Below are 22,093 nucleotides of genomic sequence, written 5' to 3'. Positions count from 1 at the left end.
AACTACGGCGCGGCAGGCCGCTCGAAGGAAAACCCCGGCGCATACGCGTGGTAGCCATCGAAATCGCCCTTGCCGATGGCCGCGCCGGCGCTGCGCGCAATCGCATACGCCATGCTGAAGTGAAAGTAGAAATTCGGCAGTATGTACAGCTGCAAGAATTCATCGGCCGGCAGCGCGATGTCGGCGAAGCCGGCGCGGTCGCGGCAGATGCGGTCTGGCGGCCCGTCAAAGCGCGCCACGGGAATGTCCTTGAGGTAGCGCATGGTGTGTGCGATCTGTTCCTGCAGGCTGGCGGCGGCGCTGAAATCGGCTACCTCCAGCCCCGCCAGCGGACAGCAGCCGCGCAGGGAAAAGCTCACGGCCGCGCGCACTTGCTGGGAAAATGGCAGCATGTCCGGGTGCAGGCGCGCCGCCAGCATGTGCGGCGCGGTGCCGGTCTTGTCCAGCATGGCGGAAAGCTGCGCCAGGGAACGGCAAAAGATGGCGGCCGGGTGGATGGGCATCACGCCTGTCATGCCGAGCCTCCTGCCGCCGCATCGTGCGCCACGGCCTGCTTCAGCACGCGGATCAGGCGGCGTTCATGGCGGCCCACGGCGGCCCAGTCCCAGGCATCGGTCTGGCCAAAGTCCGGGTAAAGGGGCTGCCATTTTTCCGCGCGCTTCTGCGAATTGGCGCTCACATGCGAGGCCAGTCCCTTGCCGCTGGACAGGCGCAGGTAGACGCGGATGACGCCCCAGCCTTCGCACACGTAACGGTAGGTGAGGCCGCCGCACTTGGCCGGGTCGAGGGCGATACGGCGCGGGGCAAAGTGCCCGGCCATGTCCGGGTAATGCACGGCCAGGAGCACCTCGCCGGCCCCTTCGGCCTCCAGCCTGGCCGCATACGCGCACAGCTCGGCAGGCGAGTGGAAATACAGCGTTTCCCGCTCCATCTGCGAATACGCCTGCGCCACGGCCGCGCCGGGCTTGGCAAAGATTGCCGCGGCCATGGCCGCGATGCCTGCTGTTGATAATGCCACTGTGCCTGCCTTTCCTGTTGCCTGATGGTTACGCCATGCGCCGCCATCCTAGCATGGCGTCAACGGCGATGGCGGCTGAAAAACTCCCACATGACCTCATTCGCATCGATGGCGCGCGTGGTCTTGCCGATGGGCAGGCCGACGTTGAAGGCATCGGCGCCCGGCCACGTGTGGCCGCCCTCCTTGACGGTGATCAAGGCCACGCTGACGCCAGCGGCGCCCTGCTCCAGCCAGCTCACTTGCGTGGCGTCGCCCGCGGGGCCAGGAAGCAGGCGCGGCTGCGGCCTGGCGCCTTCGATGCCGTTGTGCTGGCGCCAGTAATCGAACGTATCCTCGGCCGACAGATAGCTGGCGGCCTTGCCCTCGAGCAGCACGACCTTGTCGGCCGTGCCCTGTATCAGCAGCATGCCGACCTTGTCCGTCTTCCTGTGATGCTGCCGTACCGGTTCCGGCATGGGCGCCCCCACCGAGGCGACGGCGGCGAACTGTTGCGGCAGCTCGGCCGCCAGGCGCAGGGCAAAGAAACCGCCGCGCGACAGGCCCGTGGCATACACGCGCTGCTCGTCGATGCGGTAATCCTGTTTGAGTTTGCTCAACATCGCTTGCGTAAAGCCGACGTCGTCCGTGCCCGCCAGGTAATCCATGCCGAAGCCCACGTTCCAATCCTGCTTGATACCTTGCGGATACACAACGATGAACTGGTGCCGCTCGGCCGTCCTGTTCATCTGCGTGTACAGCATTTGTTCCGCCATGCTCATGCCGCCGCCATGGAAATTGAAGACGACGGGAAAGGTCTTTTGAGGCTGGCTTTGATACGCAGCCGGCGTGTAGACAATGTAGCGGCGCTTGTCGTCCTTGAGCTGCAGCGATTGCACCTGGGCCAGCACGGGCATGGACAGGCAGGACAGGATGAACAGGCTGACGGCGATTTTCATGGGCTTCCCTTAAGTAAAAGAGCAGCCAGCATATGCAAGGGCAGGTGAAATCGCGGTGAAATCCACCGACTTTATTGCGCCCGGGCCGGCACGATGGCGACACGGAACTGCGTCGCGCCCGGATGGAAAGCAATGTCCCAGTGCATGGCTTTTGCCAGGCGCAGCAGCAGGTCCTGCCCGTGCGCGAAACCGTGGATGCGTGGCGCTTGTCCCGGCTGCACGGTATTGTCGATGCTCAGGCAACCTTGCGCAAACGCAATACCGATGCGGCAATCGGGGCCGCCATGGAACAACGCATTCGCCAGGCAATTATTCAGGAGCAACATGACCAGTTGCGGATTGCCGACCACCTCAAGCCGCTCGGGCAAGTCCAGGGCCAGCAGGCTGGCATCCCAAGGGTGTTCGTCGAGCAGGCGCAGCAGGCATTGCTCGATGCAACTGCGCAATTCGACCACGTCGCCCGGCAATTGCTCGGCCCGCGCCAGCGCGAACAGCACGTCGATGGTGGCGCGCATCTCGTGCGTGGATTGCCGCAGCTGCGCCTGCTCCTGCTTGCCCAGCGGCGGCGCATCGTCCAGCGCCAGGGTGTTGTGCATGAGGGTCAGCGGCGTGCGCAATTCATGGCTGACGTCGCGGGCAAATGCCTGTTCGCGCCGCAACACCGCCTGCAATTCGGCAAAGGTGGTTTCCAGGCGGCGCGCCAGGAAACCGATCTCGTCGGGGCGGTCGCGCTCGCTAAAATGGACGGCGCCGCCGGGCGCCAGCCGGCGCGCTTCCTGGGCCAATCTCTGCAAGGGCAGCACGAGGCGCCGCGCCAGCCAGTACGCCAGCAGCAGCGCCAGGCCGATCAGCGCCAGCGCCACGCCAGCCACGACGCCGCCCACTTCCCGCGCCAGGCGCGAGACCACCAGCACGGGCGCCACGTCGGCCAGCAGGTATGCGCGCTGCGGCTGGCCGCCGGCAACAATATCCAGCGCCAGCACGTGATAATGCTGGCCCGTCGTCGTAAACACTTCCCCGCGCGGGGCGGACGGCGGCACGTGCGCACGCACCGCTTGAGGCAAGTCAAGGTAACTGCCATAAACCGTGATGAGGTCGCTGCCAGAAGGCGTAAGCTTATCGTGCTGCTGCCAGCGCATGCTGACGGCCGCCGCTTCGCGCTCGAGCAGGCGCTGCACCAGCATGTCTTCCGTCACATACGCAATCACCAGCGCCAGGCCCGTGTAGCATAGGCACAGCAAGACGGTGAAGCCGGCCAGGGCGGCGAACAGGCGCTGCCGGATCGACTGGCTCATGGCGATGCCGCAGCGTCGAAGGCCAAGCGGTAGCCCAGCTGCGGTATGGTCACCAGCATGCCTGCCGCGCCAACCCCGCCAAGCAACTCCAGCTGCTTGCGCAGCGCGTAGATGTGCGATTTGAGCGCATCGCTGTCGGGCGGCTGGCTGCCCCACAGCTGCTGCAGCAAGGCCGAGCGCGAGACGGCGTGCGGGTATTCGCGGCACAGCAGCAGCAGAATTTTAAAACCCGTCTGCGTCAATGGCAGCGGTGCGTCGCCATACAGGGCGCGCCCTGCGCGCGTCTGCAAGGTGAACGGTCCCACGCGCATTTCCTGGTGCACGTGCAACTGCTGCCGGCGCGCCAGCGCTTCGCAGCGCAAGGCCACTTCGCGCAAGTCGAACGGCTTGGTCAGGTAATCGTCGGCGCCGTCGCGAAAGCCGCGCGCCTTGTCTTCATACGCGTCGCGCGCCGTCAACATCAAAATCGGCACATTGCTGGGCGCGGCCGCCTTGATGGCGCGGCACACTTGCAAGCCATCCATGTCGGGCAAGTTCAGGTCCAGCAGCACCACGTCATAGCTGTTGCGCGTGGCCAATTGCACGGCCAGCGCACCCGTCCCCGCATGGTCCGTCTGCCAGCGCAAGCCGTCGAGGAAATCGAGCACCTGGCGCGCGATGGCAAGGTGGTCTTCCACCAGCAGGATATTCAAGGGAAGTTTATTCATTGCACGCCGGCAATGCGCGCATACAGCCAGAAATTGCCTGACCTTCCACGAATTTGCCGGTAGCAGCGCAGATAGCCTTCCCGCTCGAAAGCGCAGCGTTCGAGCACGCGCATCGAACGCTGATTGCTTTCCAACACCGTTGCCTGGATGCGCAGGAAGCCGAGGCGCTGGAAGCCCCAATCCACGACAGCGTTCACGACGGACGTGGCCACGCCCTGCCCCCACACGGCAGGGGCAAGGTCGTAGGCGATTTCAGCCGTGCGGTGCTGCGGGGAAATGGCATTGAAGCCAATCGTGCCCACCAGCCGGCCGCCGTCGCGCAGCAAGACGGCCAGCCGTATGGACGACGATGGCTGGGCCGATGCATAGTCATCGAAATTGGCCTGCAGATCGTCGGCGCACTGCAAGTTCCAGCTCGTGTGCTCCACGACGGCAGGGTCGGCCAGGTAGGCATACCAGGCGGACGCGTCGCTGTATTCCAGCGGGCGCAAGGTCACCAGCGGGTGGCCTGAAGCGGGTAAATCGACAGCGATCATCGCCTGGCATCCTCCTCAGCTGCGGCCTGGCGATCGCTGGAACGCGCCGCCAACCTGTCCGCTCACGCGGCGCCCTTGCGCCGCGCTTCCCACTCGCGGCGCAGCAAGCCATACAGCGCCGAGTCGCTGACCTGGCCACCGACGATCCAGCGTTCGGGCAGAAAACCTTCCTTGTTGAAACCCTGGCGTTCCAGGGCGCTGGCCGAACCGGCGTTGTGCGGGTCGATATCGGCTTCCAGGCGGTTCAGGTCGCGCTCGATGAAGGCGAATTCCAGCAGCGCCGACAGCGCTTCGTGCATATAGCCCTTGCCCCAGTACGGGCGGCCCAGCGCGTAGCCGATCTCGGCGCGGCGGTTCTGGCGGTGCTCGGAAAACAGGCTGCAGCTGCCCAGGTATTCGCCCGTCGCCTTCAGCTCGACGGCGAAACGGAAGAATTCCTCTTTCTCGAAAGCGGCGATGTCCTCGGCAATCTGGCGCGTGGCGCGGCCCGTGTCTTCCCAGGGCGGTTCGCTGAAATAGCGCATCACTTCGGGATCGGAATGCATGGCGAACTGCGCCGCCTCATCCGATGGTTGCGGCTTGCGCAGGATCAATCGTTCAGTGGTGATGGTCTTGCTGTAGGTCATGGCTCTCCAGTCTGGCGGCAAACGGACGAAGGCTTATTATTCCATGCAACTATAACGATGTGGCAATTTTGTACGCCTGCTTTTAATGTAGTATGGCAATATTTCCACCATATCATTGATGCAACTTCATGATTCGCCCATGTACGCAGTAGCCGACGCGGCCAACACCGAAGCCAACCATGCCCTTCCCTAGAATCGCCCTCACCATGCCCGTCACCCTCATCGCACTGGCCATCTGGCTGGGCTTGAGCCTGGGCGGCCGCTGGCTGGAAGCGGCCGGCTACGCCTTGCCGGGCGCCGCCGTCACCGGCCGCATCGGCCTGTCGTGGGCGCTGGCCGCCCTGTTCGCGCTGGCGCTGCTGCTGGCCTCAAGCCGGCGCCGCGCGGCGGGCCTGTGCGCGCCGCAGCCATGGAAAACGCTGTGGCTCGTCTCGCCGCCCCTGCTGTATGCGCTGCTGATGCTGTTGCTGGCCTGGGCCGGCGGCTGGCCGCAACCGCGCGTGCTGCTGATCGTCGCTTGCAATGCGGCCCTGGTGGCCGTCTCGGAAGAGCTGATGTTCCGCGCCATCTTGCTGCAAGGCATGCTGGAGCGCTACGCCGTCTGGCCCGCCGTCCTGATGTCCTCGGCACTGTTCGGCCTGGCCCATACGGCCAATGGCCTGGCCACGGGCGACGTCAGCGGCGCCCTGTGGCAAGCCGTGGCCGCCACCTTGCAGGGCGTCGGCTACGCGGCCATCCGCCTGCGCACCCGCTCCATCTGGCCCATGGTGCTCGTGCATGGCTTGTGGGACTACGCGCTGGTGACGGCCACCTTGCCCAACCCGGCCGAAGACGGCGCGTCTATCCTGCCGTATATCGCCCTGCTGGCCGTGCTGCCCCTGTGCCTGTACGGCGTCTACCTGCTGCGCCCCAGCCAGCGCGCCGCCCTGTCGCAAGCGCCACTATAATATTGCGACACAATTTTCCATCCACTTGCCGAGGAAGCTGCATGGCGTTTTTTTCACGTGATTACGAAGTATTCCTGCTGCTGGCCGCGCCCGCTGCGGCGCCGCTATGGGATGCGGCGCAATGGATGCCGTTCGCCGCCAGCCTCGATGGACTCATGACGCAAACGCGGACGAGAGGCCAGGCCGGCGTGCGCAGCCATCAATACAATCCCAAGGGCAAGCCGATTTCCTTTGGCCGCCTGGGCTGGGACGACAAATCGCACGCGAAGTGGACGCATACGCCGGAAACACGCGACGCCCGCTTCATGAGCCTGGAAGCGTGGGCGCCCACCTGGACCATTTGCGAAAAGGACGACCAGGCGCCCGATGTGTTCCTCGCCCTGGCCAATGAATCGCTGCTGGGACTGGCGGACAAACCCTTGCAATTTGGCCAGCGCCTGGTGTGCGCCATCGCCACGGACATGGGCCCGGAAGCGGCCGCCGCCTTGCGGCACGCCTTGACGCAGCTGGCGGCGCAGCAAGACGCCGTCGTCTTCGCCCACACGCAACGCCAGTGGGGTAGCGCCTCGCCATACGGCGGTTTCACGGACGCCATCCAGGATATGCTGATCGGCGGCCTGTTCCAGCACGACGACCCGCATGCGCAGCCGCTCGATGCGGCCGCGTTCCGCGAGCCGTGGACGCGCCTGGACAATTGACAGCGCCCGCCATTCCATGGCATCGTTCAGTCATGCAATCGCCATTCCCGCCCCTGCCATCGATTATTGCCGCCATTCCAACGATGGTGGCTTAGCAGCAGTGTGATTGCCAAAGCCGCCCGGGAGGCGGCTTTGATTTGCAGCAATAGATCAAGACGTCTCGCAGGCATTATTTCTTTCTAGCGAGCGACCATGCCCCCTACCTCCAGCAGCACCGCTTCCCCCACCCTGCACCTCGTGTGCGGCAAGATTGCCTCGGGCAAATCCACCCTGACCGCCCGCCTTGCGGCGGCGCCGCACACCGTGCGCATCAGCGAAGACAGCTTGCTGGCGCAGCTGTATCCGGGCCAGATCGCCAGCCTGGCCGACTACGCGGCTTGCGCGGCGCGGCTGCGCGCAGCCATCGCCCCCTTGTGCCTGCAGATGCTGCAGGCGGGCGTGTCCGTCGTCCTCGATTTTCCCGCGAATACGCCGGCCAGCCGCGCCTGGATGCGCGACCTGTTCCAGCAGGCAGGCACGCCGCACGTGCTGCATTACCTCGACGTGACGGATGAGGAATGCAAGGCGCGCTTGCGCCAGCGCAATGCCAGCGGGCTGCACCCGTTTTCCACCAGCGACGCGCAATTTGATGACATCACGCGCCACTTCGTGCCGCCCCAGGCATCGGAAGGTTTTGAAATCGTGCGGATTGCCGCTTAAAACGTTCCCGGCAGCAGGATCTTCTTGTCCACCTGCTGCAGGTCGCGCAAGCCGCAAAACGCCATCGTCAAGTCCAGTTCGTTGCGGATGATATCCAGGCATTTGGTGACGCCCGGCCCGCCCATGGCGCCCAGGCCGTACAGGAACGGGCGGCCGATGTACACGCCCCTGGCGCCCAGCGCCACGGCCTTGATCACGTCCTGGCCCGAGCGGATGCCGCCATCCATGTGCACTTCGATCTGGCTGCCGACGGCGCCGACGATGGCGGGCAAGGCTTCGATCGACGATTGCGCGCCATCGAGCTGGCGTCCGCCGTGGTTCGAGACGATCAGCGCGTCGGCGCCGCTTTCCACGGCCAGGCGCGCGTCTTCCGGGTCCATGATGCCCTTGATGATGAGCTTGCCGCCCCAGCGCTGCTTGATCCATTCCACGTCCGCCCACGACAGGCTCAGGTCGAACTGCTGCTGCGTCCAGGCCGACAGGGACGACATGTCCGACACGGACGTGGCGTGGCCGACGATGTTGCCGAAGCCGCGCCGTTTCGTGCCCAGCATGCCCGCCACCCAGCGCGGCTTGGCGGCCATGTTGAGGATGTTGGGGATGGTGAGTTTCGGCGGCGCCGACAGGCCGTTGCGCAAGTCCTTGTGGCGCTGGCCCAGCACCTGCAAGTCCAGCGTCAATACCAGCGCGCCGCACTTGGCGGCCTTGGCGCGGTCGATCAGGCGGTTGATGAATTCGCGGTCCTTCATCACGTACAGCTGGAACCAGAACGGTTTTGTCGTGTTCGCCGCCACGTCCTCGATCGAGCAAATGCTCATGGTCGACAGGGTGAACGGCACGCCGAATTGCTCGGCCGCCTGGGCCGCGAGAATTTCGCCATCCGCATGCTGCATGCCCGTCAAGCCCGTGGGCGACAGGGCTACCGGCATCGACACGTGCTGGCCCACCATGGTCGAGGCCAGGCTGCGGTTTTCCAGGTTGACGGCCACGCGCTGGCGGAACTTGATCTTGGCGAAGTCGCTGTTGTTGGCGCGGTACGTCGATTCCGTCCAGGAACCGGAATCGGCGTAGTCGTAAAACATGCGCGGCACCCGTTTCTGGGCCAGCACGCGCAAGTCTTCGATGCAGGTGATGATACTCATGCGTTTCCTCGGTCGATGGCAAGTCAAGCCATGATCGTGCATTTGCCGGCAATTGTCTATCCGGCAGGCAATGCCATCGGACGTGGCGCCACGCTTACCAGCCGCGCGCGCCGAGGATCTTCTCGCCCAGCGCAGTCAGCTGCGCCTGCGGATAGCGCAGCTGTTCCTTTTCCTCGGGATCGCCAGGGAAGGCATAGCCTTGCGGCGCGCTGCGCTCGCGCCAGCTTTGCACTCTCCAGTCGCGCAAGGCTTGATTGTCTTCCTGGGCTGGCGTGAAGGAAATGTATTGCGCCAGGCGCACCTGGTCCGTCGATGTGTTCGGGCGGATGCCGTGCGCCAGCAGGCTGTTGAAAATCAACAACTCCCCTTTCTTCATGGCGATGAATTCCATCGGATACGGCACCGTCGCCAGATCCGGCTGCCACGGGTTGCGGTCTTGCGGCACGGTCTTGCGCCACGCCAGCAAGTTGTTGAACAATTCCGGATAGCATTGAAAGCCGCCGCTGTCGGGCGAAGTGTCGGACAGGGCCAGCACGCCCTGCACGTTGACGGGCAGCGGGTCGAGCGTGGTGTCGGCATCCCAGTGGATGAAGCCGCCGAACTTGCGCTTGCCATTGTTCGGCGTGTTCAGGTTGGCGCGGTCGATGGTCACCCACAGATCCTGACGGTCCCAGATGTCGACAAAGGCGTCGTACACGCGCTGGGTCTGGCGGCTATCCCACAGGGTCTGGTTGTGATAGGCCTCGACCATGCCGGAACCGTTGAGCTCTTTCATCGCGTGGTCGCGCAGCTGGTCCCGGTTCCAGGTGGCGGGGTCGTGCTGGTCGAGTCCCTGGAATTCCCACAGGAAATCGGTCGTGCGGCGCACCTGTTCCGGCGTCACGGCATCCTTGACGATGACGTAACCGTAGGTTTGCCAGTGCAGGAAATCGCTGTCGGACAGCACGCGCAGGGGCAGCTGTTTTTGTATGTCGCGCAACTGGGTTTGTTCCGTGTAAGCCACGGATGGATTGCCGGGACGGTCTTCGCCGTACTGATATCGGTTTTGCATCGCTGTCTCCTGTGTTGGTGTGGACAGATTGTGCTCCGGCAGTGCCGCGTAAAATGCGTGCGCAGCAACCAAAACTGATACTATCCTGACCATCACCCTCTTTAAAACGTCACAATGACGCCTTTATTTGAACAAGTCACGATCCCGACGGGCCACTCCTGGGGCTTGCTGTGGCGCGAACTCGATGCGATTCCCTTCCTCTGGCATTACCACCCGCAATTCGAGCTGACCCTGACGGTCAATGCGCGGGGGCAACGCTATATCGGCGACCACCTGGGCGATTTCGAACCGGGCGACCTGGTGCTGCTGGGGCCGAATTTGCCGCACACATGGTCGGCCAGCGAGCGCATCGACAGCGCGCAGCCGATGCTGGCCGTCGTCGTGTGGTTTTCGCTGGAATGGGTGGAACAGCTGGCGGCCTGTTTTCCGGAGTTGCACGGCGTGCGGCAACTGGCGCGCCGCGCCGGCCCTGCCCTGCATTTTTCGCCGGCAACGAGCGCGCGCAGCGCAGAGAAACTGCTGCAATTGAATGCACTGCCCGTGCCGCAGCGCCTGCCGCTGCTGCTCGACGTGCTGCTGGACCTGGCTGGCGATGGCGGTGCGCAGCCGCTGGCCTCGGAAGCGCTGGCGCCGGTGCATGCCGATGGGCAGCAAAAGCGCATGGCAATCGTGTTTGACTTCATGCACGCGCATTTCCGGGAAGAGATTGCACTGGAAACGCTGGCGCAGCGGGCGGCCCTGTCGCTGGGCGCCTTCCACCGCTGTTTCAAGCGCCACGCGCATTGCACGCCCGGCGAGTACCTGGCGCGGCTGCGCATCGGCCGGGCCTGCCAACAGCTGATCGAAAGCAATCTGGCCATCGCCGTCATCGCGCAAGAGGCGGGCTACCGCAACCTCGCGCATTTCAACCGCCAGTTCCGCGCCGCCAGGCAGGTGACGCCGCGCGCGTTTCGCCAGCAATACCGGCGCGGCGCCACAGGCGCAGCGTAAATCCATTCGGAAACGAAAAAGGGGATCAGATTTTACAATCTGACCCCCAATATTCTGGTGCGGCTGGCAGGAATTGAACCCACGACCCCTTGGTTCGTAGCCAAGTACTCTATCCAGCTGAGCTACAGCCGCCTAAGACAAGATTATAGCAGGGCTTTGCAGAATGGCAAAGCCGTGGCGGCGATATTTCACAATTGGCGGCCACTCCTGTCTTGCGGCGGCACACGCACGCCGCACTCTTGCTCATTTCATCACATTTCTTTTCAGACTGCGGCGCGAAACCGACAGCTTTGTTACTTGTTGCTCATTATTAATGCATCCAAGAAAAATAAATTGCAATTCATGGAAAACTTTGAGAATGTTTACTAGCAGTAATTTTAATAAAAATACTAAGGGGATACCATGAAGAAGAACTTGCACAAATTATTGCCTCTGGCTGCCGCCTGCGCCGCCGCCCTCATGCTGGCCGCGTGCGGCGGCGGCAGCAGCCCCGCCGACCCGGTCGCACCCGTTGCGCCCATTCCTCCCGTCGTGCCCGTCGTGCCCGTTGTACCGCCGCCAGCCACGACGCTCAGCGGCACCGCCGCCGTCGGCGCGCCCGTCGCGGGCAGCGTGATTGCCATCGATAGCAAGGGCAAAGTATCCGTGGCCGTCAGTACCGGCGCCGGCGGGGCATACACGCTCGACGTGGGCGGCATGACGGCGCCCTTTCTCCTCAGCATCACCGGCACGGCCGGCGGCAAGCAAGTGACCATGAATTCCATCGCCACGGCAGCGGGGCAAACCGTCAATATCACGCCGCTGACCGACCTGATCGTGTCCACGGCGTCGGGCCAGCCCGGCGGTGCCGCCCTGGCAAGCGTTTGCGCGCCCGTTGCCAATGCCGTCCCGGCCGCCTGCACCGCGGCGCTGGCCAGTGCCGCGACCCAGCAACGGCTCGATGCGGCCATCGCCGCAGTCGTCGCCATGATCAAACCGATTAACACCAGCAACACCAATCCGCTGACGGGCGCCTTTGTTGCCAACGGTACGGGCATGGATGCCGTGCTGGACCAGATCCTCGTCGCGCCCGCGGAAGCGCAAGGCGCCATGGCGACGGTCACCCTGATTGCCACCAACAGCACGCTGGGCAGCGTGACCTTGCCTGCCGCCGCTGGCGGCGCCGCCACCATCCCCGCAGCGACGACGCCATCGGATGCCGACTTGCTCAAGGCGAACGCCGCGGCCAGCGTCTTGCCGGAAATCCGCGCCTGCATGGCCTCGCTCAGCGCCCTGTATCCGAAGACGGGCTTTGTCGCGCCGTCGACGGCGGCCGTGTCGCCGTTCATCGACAGTTCCTTCAATATGGGGACGGGCGTGGGCCAGGCGGAAATCGTGTCGGCCCTGACCAGCACGGACCAGGCCGCCCATGCCGGGCTGACGATCGAAGCGCTGGGCTTGGCCAGCGTCAACATGCAACCGTTAAGCACGGATGAAATCGCCACGCTGACGTCGTCGAGCAGCACTTCGACATCGCGCGTCGCCGACTTCATCAACAATCGCCTGGGCGCCGGGGCGACGGCCATCGGCTTCACCGCAGGCAAGCCGAGCAGCGCTTGGGTACAGTTGCGCATAGGAACAGATGCGGGCATGCTCAACTGGAAGCTGGTCAAGACGAGCGATACCAGCGCCTGTGCCGGCGGCTGGAAGCTGGCCGGCAGCGGCCACCTGGACATGCACATGAATGCGCGCATCCAGCGCAGCCTCGACAGTGCTGGCGCGGCCACCTTTGCGCGCGAATGGGCCGCCCACGTCGAGCTCGACACCGTGCTGCAGGACAATCCGGCCATCAACAAGATCGACGTGCGGGGACCGGGCCTGACGACATTCGGCGACTTCCAGACACCGGGCACGGCCGGCAGCAAATTGCAGCTGATCCTGCCAGCCACGGGCTACACCCACATGCGGATTGCCGACAGCAATGGCGCTGCCAGCGCTTTCTACAATAACGGGGAAGCGATCCAGAGCTGCCAGGACCTGGCCAGCCTGCCCGCCGGCACGCCGGGCCTGGGCGCCGGCACGGCCTGCATCGACGAGACGAAAGTGGCGCCGGGCAAGGTGTATGTCTGGACCCTGAAGACAGCGAACGGCCCCGTCAGCGCCTTCCCGTTCCAGATCAATGCCGTGCCCCTGTCGAAAGCGTTTGCCCGGGCGAACCAGGCCAGCCTGTTCGCCACGATCACCAGCATCACGCCGGCGAAACTGTCGTCCATCCCGGCCGCGACCCTGCTCGATGGCGCGGTGACCTTCAATTACACGCAGTCCGCCACCTACGGATCGAAAATGGACAATTGCGGCCTGTACCTGTTCAATGGCGCCACGCCCGTGCTGAACGCGGAACAAAATGCTGTTGGGCAAGAAACCGCGTGCACCTTCACGACCTCGGGCTTGAATAGCCTGGCGTCGAATGTGGCGGACCCGGCGCAGTCGGGCGGTTCGCTGTTCAAGTTCACCGGCCCCGTGACGAATGGCGGGCTGTGGGTGACCACCATCGTGCTGGGCAACCAGGCGTCCTCGGGCCAGCCGTATCCGAATTGATGGGACATTGGCGCAACTGCGGCAGGCCGCGCCATCGGCGGCCCGCCGCAGTTGCGCCGGACGAAAAAAAACCCGGAAAGCGAACTTTCCGGGTTTTTCTTTACTACAAATACTGGTGCGGCTGGCAGGAATTGAACCCACGACCCCTTGGTTCGTAGCCAAGTACTCTATCCAGCTGAGCTACAGCCGCAAACTCTGACACACTTCGCCGGACGGCGCGAAGCTTGAAACTTTCATCAACACGGGAAAACCCGATGCTGGCAATACTGGTGCGGCTGGCAGGAATTGAACCCACGACCCCTTGGTTCGTAGCCAAGTACTCTATCCAGCTGAGCTACAGCCGCAAAACTTCTACAACATTCCATTAACAACATGGAGGTAAAACTTGTTACAACAAAACCAGGCAAAGTCTGATTTTCAGTATTCTGGTGCGGCTGGCAGGAATTGAACCCACGACCCCTTGGTTCGTAGCCAAGTACTCTATCCAGCTGAGCTACAGCCGCGCAGGCAAACATTATAGCGTATTCATTTCGCTTTGAAAAGTTCGATTTTTCAATCGCTTAGCTGATTTTGCAGAATACCGCCCCGCATGATCGACTACCTTTTCACTGCTAAAAAGCTGACGCCTTTTTATCGATGGACACTTCTGCTTTCACAGGAGCTTCCAGCGAATCGAGAAGTTGCTGTCTCGAAAGAAGCGGGATTATAGGGACTGCTTTCCAGCCTGTCCAGTGCTATCTGCAGGCAACGCGCAAGCGTGCGGTGGCGCTGCGCCGCTTGGGGCTACAATACCAGCCAGACAGGGGCGCTTGTGCCTCCCCTCATTCATGGCGCGGGCATTGACCATCATGACCCATTTAACTGAGCTTAGCGGCGGCGGCCCGGCGGGGCAAGAGCCCGTGCGGCAGACTCACTGTTGCAGGATTTCCGATGGCCAAGCCTGACCGCACGCAAGATCTGCTGCCCCCATCAGCGCCGCTGAGCCTCTCCGGCGAGCGCCTGGCAAACTTAATGGAAAGCATCACCGATGGCTTTTGCCTGCTCGACCGCGACTGGACCATCCGCTATATCAATACGCGCGGCGCCGACATGCTCGCACCGCAGCAGCATCCACCCGGCGCCAGCCTGGCGGGCAGCAGCCTGTGGCAAGCCTGCCCCGCCCTGCAGGGAACGGAACTGGAAGTGCAATACCGGCGCGCCATGGCGCAACAGCACAGCTGCAGCTTTGAACTGCTGTACCGGCCGCTGGGGCGCTGGCTGGAAGTGCGCATCTTCCCTTCCAGCGATGGCTTGACCACGTACATCCAGGATATCAGCCAGCGCAAGGCGGCCGAGGAAAGCTTGCGCCACAGCGAGGAAGACTTGCGCGCGCTGGCCAATTCCATCCCGCAACTGGCCTGGATCGCCAGCTTCGACGGCACCATTGCCTGGTACAACCAGCGCTGGCACGACTACACGGGCACCAGCGCCGAACAGATGGCGGGCGACGGCTGGAGCATCGCCTATCACGCACAGCATTTGCCACCCATGCTGCACGCGTGGAAGGCCGCCTTGCGCGACGGCACGCCCTTCGAAATGGAATTTCCCATCCGCGGCGCCGACGGCCAGTACCGCTGGTTCCTGACGCGCGCCAATCCCGTGCGCGACCGGGGCGGTCAGCTGCTGCGCTGGTTTGGCACGAGCACCGACGTCGACCAGGTCAAGCGCGCGCAGGAAGCCTTGCGCGATGAAACGCGCGTGCTCGAATTGCTCAACAATACAGGGGCGGCCCTGGCCGGCACCCTCGACTTGCCCGCCCTGCTGCAGGAAACCGTCGATGCGGCCACGCGCATCAGCGGCGCGCGCTTCGGCGCCTTCTATTATGACGATGCGGGCGAGATCCCCGACAGCGCCGCGCCCCTGCCCTCGGCGCGCGCCGTCAACGGCATCAGCCTGCGCCAGGCCGAGGCCATCGCCACCGAACTGCGCCAGGGGCCGGCCATGCGCCAGAACGACTTGCTGGCCGCGCCCGATGCCAGCGCCGATGGCGCGCCGCCGCTGCGCAGCTGCCTGAGCCTGCCCGTCAGCTCGCGCTCGGGCCTGTTGCTGGGGCGCTTGCTGCTCGGTCATCCGCAGGCGGGCATGTTCAGCGCGCGCAGCGAACGCATCGTCTCGGCCATCGCGGCCCAGGCCGCCGTCGCGCTCGACAATACGCGCCTGTACGCGGCCGCCACGCGCGCCGCCGAAGAGCGCAAGGTACTGCTCGACAGCGAACGCGAGGCGCGCGCCGAAGCCGAACGCACCAACCAGCTGAAAGACGATTTTCTCGCCACCCTGTCGCATGAGCTGCGCACGCCCCTGTCGGCCATCCTCGGCTGGGCCCAGGTGCTGCGGCGCGGCACGCGCGACCAGGCCGACCTGCACCGCGGCCTGCAAAGCATCGAACGCAATGCGCGCGCGCAGGCGCAGCTGATCGAGGACTTGCTCGACATGAGCCGCATCACTTCCGACAAGGTATTGCTCGACCTGCAAACCCTGGCGCCCGCCAGCATCATCGCCTCGGCCATCGAAACCCTGCGCCCGGCGGCCGACGCCAAGCACATCGCCATCCACTGCAACATCGCCAGCGATGCGGGCACCATCACGGGCGACCCCAGCCGTATCCAGCAAGTGATCTGGAACCTGCTGTCGAATGCCCTGAAGTTCACGCCGCAAGGGGGGCGGGTCGATATCGGCGTGCGCCGCGAGGCGTCGCGCCTGTCCATCACGGTGGCCGACAACGGCGTCGGCATCAAGAAGGATTTCCTGCCCCACGTGTTCGACCGCTTCCGCCAGGCCGATGCCTCCACCACGCGCCGGCACGGCGGCCTGGGGCTGGGACTGGCGATCGTCAAGCATCTGGTGGAGCAGCATGGCGGCACGGTCACCGTCAGCAGCGCCGGCGACATGCAGGGCGCCAGCTTTACCGTGCGCCTGCCGCTGGGCACGCCGGCCGCCGCGCGCCAGGCGGGCAGCGCCCCGCCCTCCAGCCATGACTTGCGCGGCGTCAAGGTGCTGCTGGTCGATGACGACGCCGACGCGCGCGAACTGACGGAACGCATCTTGCGCGACAACAATGCCGAAGTGCACGGCGCCGGCGGCGTGGCGCAAGCGCTGCAACTGCTGGAGCAGGTGCGCCCGGATGTGCTGGTCAGCGACATCGGCATGCCCGAGGCCGACGGTTTCGACTTGCTGGCGCAAGTGCGCGCGCATGCCGCCCCGGAGTTGGCCCGGCTGCCGGCGCTGGCGCTGACGGCGTTTGCGCAACCGCAAGATCGCCAGCGGGCGCTCGACAGCGGCTTCCAGGCCTGGATCTCGAAGCCGCTCGACCCGGCCGGACTGGTGGCGGCCGTGGCGCAGCTGGCCGCTGCGCGCCCTGGACGGGAGCGCAAAACATCATCTTAAAAAGATGATGCAAAGAAATAAATAGTGCAGTACAAAATGACTATTTTCATGGGTTAGCCTTCCTACTTTCAGACGCGGCACTGTCCTACAAGCAACTAAGCTGAAGTTTGCTACACTGAAATGCAGAAGCACACCTGCACGGCAGGCTGGAAGCGGCGACCTTGGCCGGGGAGAACGGCAGAAGCGAGTTCATGCGCAGTTGTGCGCCCTATCTTGTTGCAAGGCGCTACTATCTTTTCCACCGCCGTCAGCCCATCATCTGCGGTAGAAGCCAGCGTTGCATAGACCGTATAACCGAGACCTTACATGCCCAGCCAAGATGAGATTTTGAAAGCCAAAATTTTGGTCGTCGACGATTCACCCGACAATGTCGACCTGATGCTGGAAATCCTGCGCGATGCCGGCTATACCAACGTCACGGCCACCATGCGTCCGGCACAGGTTTGCCCCCTGCACCGGGAGCATTGCTACGACCTGATCTTGCTCGACCTGCAAATGCCGGAACTCAATGGTTTCCAGGTCATGAAAGGCTTGAAAGAAATCGAACATGGCGGCTACCTGCCCGTGCTGGCCCTGACGGCGCAACCGAGTTTCAAGATCGCCGCCCTGGAAGCGGGCGCGCGCGACTTCATCAGCAAGCCCTTCGACCTGATGGAAGTGCACAAGCGCATCCACAACATGCTGGAAGTGCGCCTGCTGTACAAGGAACTGGCGCAATACAGCAAGCAGCAGCAGGAACTGGCGCTGCACGATCCGCTGACGGGCTTGCCGAACCGGCGCCTGCTGGAAGACCGCATCGAGCATACGCTGCAGCAATCGGCCCGCAACCGCGGCAAGTCGGCCATCCTGTACCTGGACCTGGACGGCTTCAAGGCCATCAACGACAGTTACGGCCACGGCTATGGCGACGAGATACTGAAAATGGTGGCGGCCCGCCTGGTGGGCGCGTCGCGCAAGGAAGACACGGTGGCGCGCATCGGCGGCGATGAATTCGTCATCGTGCTGGGCAACCTGGCCGGCAAGGGCGACGCGCGCGAACCTGCCGCCAAGCTGATCGAAGTCATTTCCGAGCCGTATTTCATCAACGACCTGACCCTGCGCCTGTCGACCAGCATCGGCATCGCCATCTACCCGGACGACGCCAGCACCGTCGAATCCCTGCTCGGCGCGGCGGACACGGCCCTGTATGAAGCCAAGCGCGCCGGCAAGAACCGCTTTTGCTGCACGCCGCACGAAGTGATCGCGGCGCAGGTCAACATGCAGAAAAGCAGCATTCCATCGATCGCCTGACCGTGACGCGGCGCGGCACGTAAAGGCGCGTAAAAAAACCGGCAAGCCTCGCGGCCAGCCGGTTTTTTCATGTCCAGCAGGCTTTATTTCTTGCCAGCCGTCACTTCATGCTGGCCCGCATGCTGGTGGTCCGTTTGCGCATTGACGGTGTCGGGCGACACTTCGATGCGCGTGATGCCCGCATCGACGGAGATCGGGTCGCTGGCGGGGAAGGTCATTTCCACGGCGTCGTCGAGCAATTCTTCCTTGGCCCGCCCTTCGCCGCTCATGCCCTCTTCATCGGCCAGGATGGCCAGCGCGCTGGCCCATTTGACGAAGTTGAGGTTGGACAATTCGCGCACGGTGGTCACGCCAAACGCCTGCTGCAAGGCCTTGGCGTCTTTTGCGCTGACGCCGCGCAGGGCGCTGATGGGCGCATTGACGATGTCGCGGAAGCTTTTGTCGAGGTATTCCTTGTCGACGATGGTATCGATATTCATGGCATGTCCTTTCGTTTCGGTAAGCGGGCCAGTGCTGCGCCCCGCGCCGCACTGGCGCCAGGCCGCATGGGGTAATGACAGCCCCACTATGGCAGCGTGCCGCGCCCTGGTATGTGCGCAGCCGTACGTAACGACGGGAACGGCGCCCACTGGCGCAAACGATAATATTGTCTATCACATAAAAATGATGGGAGGAGATTAAAATTGCCGAAAAGACAGAAATTTTTCATCCATGCGCCCCGCGATGAAATCCTCATGTATGATCCACAACTTGAATTTGGTCCTCACCTTTCACCATTCACGGGGCGCTATGTCCGCACAAACAGATCCGAACAAGGAAGCGTCCCAGGCCGATGCGGAACGCGCCGCCGACCTCAGCGAATTGCTCGGCCATGTCAACACCAGCTGGGACAATGAACGGCGCGCCCTGTCGCGCCAGCTGCACGACAGCCTCGGTTCCTCGCTGACGGCGCTCACCATGCACCTCTCGCTGCTGACGCAAAAGATGCCGCAGGAAGCCGCCTTGCTCGACCGCGCGGCGACGATGAAGCAATTGCTGCTGAATGTGATCGAGACCAACCGCCAGATGCAGATGAAGCTGTGGAACGACAAGCTCGAGTTTCTCGGCGTAAATGTCGCGCTCGGCGAGCTGGCCGCGCAATTTGCCGAACAGCACAAGATCACCGTGCGCTGCAGCCTGCCCGAAGATGAATTGATTTGCCCGCGCAACGTGGGCGTGGCCCTGCTGCGCACCCTGGAAGAAGCGCTCGGCAACATCGCCGCGCACGCCCACGCCACGCAGGTGGACATCATCATCGACGACAATGACGAGGCGCTGATGATGACGGTCAAGGATAACGGCAGCGGCTTGCCGGCCAACGAGCCCGTCGAAATGAGCAAGCACGGCCTGCGCTCCGTGCGCGAGCGCGTGCATTACCTGGGCGGCACCCTGAGCCTGACGGCCAATCCGCAAGGCGGCACGGCCCTGACCGTCGTCTTGCCGCGCATTACGCCAAAAGAATAATTTCCCGCAGCGGGCGCCCTGCCCGCCTCAACGGGGCAGCGGCATGCCCTCTTCCGGCAGCAGCAGTTGCGCCCCCAGCACATCGCGGCGCGCGCCATGCCCGGCCAGGCTGGTGCGATCGCCTTCCAGCACCTGCAAGAAATGTCCAACACGCAACACATCCGTCAATTGCGCCGCCAGGGCGGCATCGGCCGGGGAACCCGCCTGCCGCCATCCCAGCACCAGCAGGGTTTGCCAAATGTCAGGCAATGCCGTGCGCCAGCCGGCCGAGGCGAGAAAGTCGCCGGCCGGCTGCTCCAGCGCTGCACTGGCCCGCACCAGCAAGTCCTCGCGCGCCAGCTCGCCGGGCCAGCCGTCAAGCTCGGCACGCCACAGGGGAAACGTGGCCAGCGGCGCCGGCAACGCGTCCAGGCTGCTGATGAAGCGGGACTTGCCATAGCCATCCGTGCGGAAACGCACGACCTGCCGCAGGCTTTCCCCGGCCTCCCCCCTGGCCCTGCAGGCCAGCAGCAGCTGGTAAAAATCGAGCTGCTCCGGGTCCAGGCCCAGGCTTTTCAGGCTGATGTAGCGATCGTCGAACTGGCCCGGCCTGGCGGCGCCGCGCGGCTGCGTGGAAGTATCGTGCATGATTGTCCTTGGCGTGATGGTGGTGACGGTCGGCATCTTTCCCGAGTATAAAGTGTTTGCCGTGTGCAGCCCAGCATCGGCTACACTGGGCAGGCGCGCCGCCGGCGTGCCCCAGCAACCGCTAACATCGCAACGACAGGAGATGGCATGCAACGACTCGCAACGACCTTGCTGGCAGCGCTGCTGGCCATGGGCGCCGCCCAGGCCGCCGACAATACCGTGCCGCCGCCGGAAACCGTGGACAAGCTGGCCTGGCTGGCCGGCTGCTGGAACGTCGACGGTGCCGAACCCGGTTCCGGCGAACAATGGAGCGCGGCCGCCGGCGGCACCATCCTCGGCACCAGCCGCACCGTCAAGGGCGGCAAGACGACGGCCTTTGAATTCGTGCAGATCCGCCTCACGGAACCGGGCCAGCTGGCCTACATCGTGCAGCCGTCGGGACAGCCGCCCGTGATCTTCAACCTGCTGCGCCAGGACAAGCCGAATGAATTCATCTTCGCCAACCTGGACAACGATTTTCCGAGCCGCATCATCTACCGCCGCGACAGCGAGCGCATCTTGCATGCCAGCATCGTCGGCACCTTGAAGGGCAAATTCACCACCATCGACTTTCCCATGACGCGGGGCCGTTGCGAAGCGGCGCCTGTCGCGCGCGGCAAATAAAAAAGGGGCCGCAAGGCCCCTTGTTTGATCCGGCGCAAACCGTTTACTACAGCGCGATCAGTGCAGCTTGACCTGCGGCGTGCTGCGCTTGATCAGGAAGCGGCCCATGGCCATGACGGCCGTGCGCACGCTGCCCAGCACGGCATTGTGGTGCATCAGGTGCAGGCTCACATACATCATGCGCGCAACAAAGCCTTCGACGAACCAGCTCAGGCCCTTCAGAGAACCCATCAGCGTACCCACCGAGGTGGTGCGGCCGAAGGACACGAGCGAACCGTAGTCCAGGTACTCATACGGCTTGGTTTGCGGCGGCTTGCCCTTCGCTTGCAGCAGGAACGTTTTCAGCAGGTAATCGGCTTGCTGGTGGGCAGCCTGGGCGCGCGGCGGCACCAGCTTGCCGTCCAGCCCCATGCAGGCGGCGCAGTCGCCCAGCGCAAAGATATTCGCATGGCCCTGCACGTTGAGCATGCCCGTCACTTCCAGCTGGCCGGCGCGGTTGGTCGGCAAGCCCAGGGTAGACAGGAATTCCGGCGCGCGGATGCCGGCGGCCCACACGCAGATGTCGGCCGCATAGCTGGTGCCGCTGGCCACCGTCACCTTGTCGGCTTCGATGGTGGTGACGCGCGTATCGGTCACCACGGTGATGCCGTGCTGGTGCAGCAATTTCGAGGCGGCGATGGAAACGCGCTCGGGCAGCGGCGCCAGGATGCGCGGCGCCCCTTCGAGCAGGGTGATGCGCACATCCTTGATGGCGTTGAGATTCTGGAAACCATACGCGGCATACACGCCGCTCGCTTCGCGCAATTCGGCCGCCAGTTCCACGCCCGTGGCACCGCCGCCGATGATGACGATGTCGACGCCGGGATGGCCCGCGTCGCCCTGGCGCTGCTCGGCCATGGCCAGCAGTTTCAGCAGGGTCAGCCGGAAACGTTCGGCATCTTCCGTGGCATTCAGGGAAATCGTGTTTTCCTGGGCGCCGGGCACGCCGAAGTAATTCGAGGTGCTGCCCACGGCCAGCACCAGCTGGTCGTAGCTGACAGTGCGTTGCGGCAAGAGTTGCTCATCCTTGTCCGTGGCGATGGCGCCCACGGTGAGTCTGTTCGACGCGGCGTCGAGTGCGATCAGGGGGCCATAGACATAGGTGAAACCATTGTCATGCGCCAACATCTGATACGACAGGCCCTCTTGATGAATGTCCAGGGTGCCGGCCGCCACTTCATGCAGCGACGGCTTCCAGATATGGTACAGGCGGCTGTCGACCAGGGTGACCTGGCCGGCGCCGAGCTTGCGGCTGAGTTTGCAGGCCAGCTCCAGGCCGCCTGCACCTCCCCCTACGATAACGATTTTACTATGCAAAGATCCTCCT

Annotated in this window: 21 protein-coding genes and 4 tRNA genes; 9 read left to right on the top strand and 16 right to left on the bottom strand. The window is 63.9% G+C overall.

The window, feature by feature from the left end:
- Positions 1-2: 2 nt before the first annotated feature.
- The 7 genes from CLU94_RS23325 to CLU94_RS23295 all read right to left on the bottom strand — a co-directional run bounded on the left by CLU94_RS23325 (position 3) and on the right by CLU94_RS23295 (position 5,117).
- Positions 3-515, bottom strand: coding sequence for a DUF1993 domain-containing protein (locus CLU94_RS23325; RefSeq protein WP_257218958.1), 513 nt, complete (start codon positions 513-515; stop codon positions 3-5).
- Positions 512-988, bottom strand: a complete 477-nt coding sequence (locus CLU94_RS23320; RefSeq protein WP_099667372.1) for a hypothetical protein — start codon at positions 986-988, stop codon at positions 512-514. Before CLU94_RS23320 ends, CLU94_RS23325 begins: the two co-directional genes overlap by 4 nt.
- An 89-nt stretch (positions 989-1,077) precedes the next feature.
- Positions 1,078-1,953 (bottom strand): extracellular catalytic domain type 1 short-chain-length polyhydroxyalkanoate depolymerase, encoded by an 876-nt coding sequence (locus CLU94_RS23315; RefSeq protein ID WP_099667371.1) that lies wholly within the window; start codon positions 1,951-1,953, stop codon positions 1,078-1,080.
- Between the two features lie 71 nt (positions 1,954-2,024).
- Complete coding sequence (locus CLU94_RS23310) at positions 2,025-3,248, bottom strand: sensor histidine kinase (protein ID WP_099667370.1); 1,224 nt, start codon at positions 3,246-3,248, stop codon at positions 2,025-2,027.
- Positions 3,245-3,955: a response regulator transcription factor gene (locus CLU94_RS23305; protein WP_099667369.1), complete on the bottom strand. Its 711-nt coding sequence runs from the start codon at positions 3,953-3,955 to the stop codon at positions 3,245-3,247. Before CLU94_RS23305 ends, CLU94_RS23310 begins: the two co-directional genes overlap by 4 nt.
- Complete coding sequence (locus CLU94_RS23300) at positions 3,952-4,491, bottom strand: GNAT family N-acetyltransferase (protein WP_099667368.1); 540 nt, start codon at positions 4,489-4,491, stop codon at positions 3,952-3,954. The genes CLU94_RS23305 and CLU94_RS23300 overlap by 4 nt, the downstream gene beginning before the upstream one ends.
- 62 nt (positions 4,492-4,553) lie before the next feature.
- Complete coding sequence (locus tag CLU94_RS23295) at positions 4,554-5,117, bottom strand: GNAT family N-acetyltransferase (protein WP_099667367.1); 564 nt, start codon at positions 5,115-5,117, stop codon at positions 4,554-4,556.
- A gap of 179 nt (positions 5,118-5,296) precedes the next feature.
- Between CLU94_RS23295 and CLU94_RS23290 the strand changes: the two genes are divergently transcribed.
- From CLU94_RS23290 to CLU94_RS23280, 3 genes are all read left to right on the top strand, one after another.
- The gene (locus CLU94_RS23290; RefSeq protein ID WP_099667366.1) at positions 5,297-6,064 is read left to right on the top strand and encodes a CPBP family intramembrane glutamic endopeptidase; all 768 of its coding nucleotides are present in this window, start codon (positions 5,297-5,299) and stop codon (positions 6,062-6,064) included.
- Between the two features lie 41 nt (positions 6,065-6,105).
- Positions 6,106-6,762 (top strand): hypothetical protein, encoded by a 657-nt coding sequence (locus CLU94_RS23285; RefSeq protein ID WP_099667365.1) that lies wholly within the window; start codon positions 6,106-6,108, stop codon positions 6,760-6,762.
- A 192-nt stretch (positions 6,763-6,954) separates the two neighbouring features.
- Positions 6,955-7,461 carry an AAA family ATPase gene (locus CLU94_RS23280; protein ID WP_099667364.1) on the top strand — a complete coding sequence of 169 codons (507 nt, stop codon included), beginning with the start codon at positions 6,955-6,957 and terminating at the stop codon, positions 7,459-7,461.
- Here CLU94_RS23280 and CLU94_RS23275 read toward each other — a convergent pair.
- Both CLU94_RS23275 and CLU94_RS23270 read right to left on the bottom strand, forming a co-directional pair.
- On the bottom strand, positions 7,458-8,603 hold the full coding sequence (locus CLU94_RS23275) for an alpha-hydroxy acid oxidase (RefSeq protein ID WP_099667363.1): 1,146 nt from the start codon (positions 8,601-8,603) through the stop codon (positions 7,458-7,460). The two genes, CLU94_RS23280 and CLU94_RS23275, sit on opposite strands and share 4 nt — an antisense overlap.
- Before the next feature lie 94 nt (positions 8,604-8,697).
- Complete coding sequence (locus tag CLU94_RS23270) at positions 8,698-9,654, bottom strand: phytanoyl-CoA dioxygenase family protein (RefSeq protein ID WP_099667362.1); 957 nt, start codon at positions 9,652-9,654, stop codon at positions 8,698-8,700.
- A 114-nt stretch (positions 9,655-9,768) separates the two neighbouring features.
- On the opposite strand from CLU94_RS23270, the gene CLU94_RS23265 reads away from it, so the two are divergent.
- On the top strand, positions 9,769-10,644 hold the full coding sequence (locus CLU94_RS23265; protein WP_099667361.1) for a helix-turn-helix domain-containing protein: 876 nt from the start codon (positions 9,769-9,771) through the stop codon (positions 10,642-10,644).
- A 55-nt stretch (positions 10,645-10,699) separates the two neighbouring features.
- Here CLU94_RS23265 and CLU94_RS23260 read toward each other — a convergent pair.
- A tRNA-Arg gene (locus CLU94_RS23260) sits at positions 10,700-10,776 on the bottom strand.
- A gap of 270 nt (positions 10,777-11,046) precedes the next feature.
- On the opposite strand from CLU94_RS23260, the gene CLU94_RS23255 reads away from it, so the two are divergent.
- Positions 11,047-13,221: a hypothetical protein gene (locus tag CLU94_RS23255; protein ID WP_099667360.1), complete on the top strand. Its 2,175-nt coding sequence runs from the start codon at positions 11,047-11,049 to the stop codon at positions 13,219-13,221.
- 113 nt (positions 13,222-13,334) lie between these two features.
- On the opposite strand, the gene CLU94_RS23250 is transcribed toward CLU94_RS23255, so the two are convergent.
- The 3 genes from CLU94_RS23250 to CLU94_RS23240 form a co-directional block, all read right to left on the bottom strand.
- Positions 13,335-13,411: transfer RNA gene (locus CLU94_RS23250), tRNA-Arg, on the bottom strand.
- Between the two features lie 77 nt (positions 13,412-13,488).
- Positions 13,489-13,565: transfer RNA gene (locus CLU94_RS23245), tRNA-Arg, on the bottom strand.
- Between the two features lie 82 nt (positions 13,566-13,647).
- Positions 13,648-13,724 (bottom strand) — tRNA-Arg (locus CLU94_RS23240).
- A gap of 427 nt (positions 13,725-14,151) precedes the next feature.
- Here CLU94_RS23240 and CLU94_RS23235 point away from each other — a divergent pair.
- Together CLU94_RS23235 and CLU94_RS23230 are read left to right on the top strand one after the other, a co-directional pair.
- The gene (locus CLU94_RS23235; RefSeq protein ID WP_099667359.1) at positions 14,152-16,644 is read left to right on the top strand and encodes a hybrid sensor histidine kinase/response regulator; all 2,493 of its coding nucleotides are present in this window, start codon (positions 14,152-14,154) and stop codon (positions 16,642-16,644) included.
- A 306-nt stretch (positions 16,645-16,950) separates the two neighbouring features.
- The gene (locus CLU94_RS23230; protein ID WP_099667358.1) at positions 16,951-17,934 is read left to right on the top strand and encodes a GGDEF domain-containing response regulator; all 984 of its coding nucleotides are present in this window, start codon (positions 16,951-16,953) and stop codon (positions 17,932-17,934) included.
- 83 nt (positions 17,935-18,017) lie between these two features.
- Here CLU94_RS23230 and CLU94_RS23225 read toward each other — a convergent pair whose 3' ends face one another.
- Positions 18,018-18,413, bottom strand: coding sequence for a hypothetical protein (locus CLU94_RS23225; protein ID WP_099667357.1), 396 nt, complete (start codon positions 18,411-18,413; stop codon positions 18,018-18,020).
- 310 nt (positions 18,414-18,723) lie between these two features.
- On the opposite strand from CLU94_RS23225, the gene CLU94_RS23220 reads away from it, so the two are divergent.
- Positions 18,724-19,437 carry a sensor histidine kinase gene (locus tag CLU94_RS23220; RefSeq protein WP_099667356.1) on the top strand — a complete coding sequence of 238 codons (714 nt, stop codon included), beginning with the start codon at positions 18,724-18,726 and terminating at the stop codon, positions 19,435-19,437.
- A gap of 27 nt (positions 19,438-19,464) precedes the next feature.
- Here CLU94_RS23220 and CLU94_RS23215 read toward each other — a convergent pair whose 3' ends face one another.
- Positions 19,465-20,064, bottom strand: coding sequence for a hypothetical protein (locus CLU94_RS23215; RefSeq protein ID WP_099667355.1), 600 nt, complete (start codon positions 20,062-20,064; stop codon positions 19,465-19,467).
- Between the two features lie 147 nt (positions 20,065-20,211).
- Here CLU94_RS23215 and CLU94_RS23210 point away from each other — a divergent pair, with 147 nt between their 5' ends.
- Positions 20,212-20,727 (top strand): DUF6265 family protein, encoded by a 516-nt coding sequence (locus tag CLU94_RS23210; protein WP_143451515.1) that lies wholly within the window; start codon positions 20,212-20,214, stop codon positions 20,725-20,727.
- Between the two features lie 57 nt (positions 20,728-20,784).
- Here the strand turns inward: CLU94_RS23210 and CLU94_RS23205 are convergent, their stop codons facing one another.
- A complete protein-coding gene (locus tag CLU94_RS23205) occupies positions 20,785-22,083 on the bottom strand; it encodes an NAD(P)/FAD-dependent oxidoreductase (RefSeq protein WP_099667353.1) in 1,299 nt (432 codons plus the stop codon).
- Positions 22,084-22,093 lie beyond the last annotated feature (10 nt).

Source organism: Janthinobacterium sp. 13, from assembly GCF_002749695.1.
Taxonomy (GTDB): Bacteria; Pseudomonadota; Gammaproteobacteria; order Burkholderiales; family Burkholderiaceae_D; genus Janthinobacterium; species Janthinobacterium kumbetense.
The sequence above is the reverse complement of the archived record's forward strand: the minus strand, read 5'-3'. Positions and strand labels throughout refer to the sequence as shown.

What these genes read in the sequence shown, in the direction of transcription:
- CLU94_RS23320 (WP_099667372.1), bottom strand. Translation starts at nt 988, where the DNA reads ATGGCCGCGGCAATCTTTGCCAAGCCCGGCGCGGCCGTGGCGCAGGCG.
- CLU94_RS23230 (WP_099667358.1), top strand. Translation starts at nt 16,951, where the DNA reads ATGCCCAGCCAAGATGAGATTTTGAAAGCCAAAATTTTGGTCGTCGAC.
- CLU94_RS23265 (WP_099667361.1), top strand. Translation starts at nt 9,769, where the DNA reads ATGACGCCTTTATTTGAACAAGTCACGATCCCGACGGGCCACTCCTGG.
- CLU94_RS23255 (WP_099667360.1), top strand. Translation starts at nt 11,047, where the DNA reads ATGAAGAAGAACTTGCACAAATTATTGCCTCTGGCTGCCGCCTGCGCC.
- CLU94_RS23300 (WP_099667368.1), bottom strand. Translation starts at nt 4,491, where the DNA reads ATGATCGCTGTCGATTTACCCGCTTCAGGCCACCCGCTGGTGACCTTG.
- CLU94_RS23225 (WP_099667357.1), bottom strand. Translation starts at nt 18,413, where the DNA reads ATGAATATCGATACCATCGTCGACAAGGAATACCTCGACAAAAGCTTC.
- CLU94_RS23290 (WP_099667366.1), top strand. Translation starts at nt 5,297, where the DNA reads ATGCCCTTCCCTAGAATCGCCCTCACCATGCCCGTCACCCTCATCGCA.
- CLU94_RS23270 (WP_099667362.1), bottom strand. Translation starts at nt 9,654, where the DNA reads ATGCAAAACCGATATCAGTACGGCGAAGACCGTCCCGGCAATCCATCC.
- CLU94_RS23210 (WP_143451515.1), top strand. Translation starts at nt 20,212, where the DNA reads ATGCAACGACTCGCAACGACCTTGCTGGCAGCGCTGCTGGCCATGGGC.
- CLU94_RS23220 (WP_099667356.1), top strand. Translation starts at nt 18,724, where the DNA reads ATGTCCGCACAAACAGATCCGAACAAGGAAGCGTCCCAGGCCGATGCG.
- CLU94_RS23315 (WP_099667371.1), bottom strand. Translation starts at nt 1,953, where the DNA reads ATGAAAATCGCCGTCAGCCTGTTCATCCTGTCCTGCCTGTCCATGCCC.
- CLU94_RS23310 (WP_099667370.1), bottom strand. Translation starts at nt 3,248, where the DNA reads ATGAGCCAGTCGATCCGGCAGCGCCTGTTCGCCGCCCTGGCCGGCTTC.
- CLU94_RS23280 (WP_099667364.1), top strand. Translation starts at nt 6,955, where the DNA reads ATGCCCCCTACCTCCAGCAGCACCGCTTCCCCCACCCTGCACCTCGTG.
- CLU94_RS23295 (WP_099667367.1), bottom strand. Translation starts at nt 5,117, where the DNA reads ATGACCTACAGCAAGACCATCACCACTGAACGATTGATCCTGCGCAAG.
- CLU94_RS23235 (WP_099667359.1), top strand. Translation starts at nt 14,152, where the DNA reads ATGGCCAAGCCTGACCGCACGCAAGATCTGCTGCCCCCATCAGCGCCG.
- CLU94_RS23325 (WP_257218958.1), bottom strand. Translation starts at nt 515, where the DNA reads ATGACAGGCGTGATGCCCATCCACCCGGCCGCCATCTTTTGCCGTTCC.
- CLU94_RS23305 (WP_099667369.1), bottom strand. Translation starts at nt 3,955, where the DNA reads ATGAATAAACTTCCCTTGAATATCCTGCTGGTGGAAGACCACCTTGCC.
- CLU94_RS23215 (WP_099667355.1), bottom strand. Translation starts at nt 20,064, where the DNA reads ATGCACGATACTTCCACGCAGCCGCGCGGCGCCGCCAGGCCGGGCCAG.
- CLU94_RS23275 (WP_099667363.1), bottom strand. Translation starts at nt 8,603, where the DNA reads ATGAGTATCATCACCTGCATCGAAGACTTGCGCGTGCTGGCCCAGAAA.
- CLU94_RS23285 (WP_099667365.1), top strand. Translation starts at nt 6,106, where the DNA reads ATGGCGTTTTTTTCACGTGATTACGAAGTATTCCTGCTGCTGGCCGCG.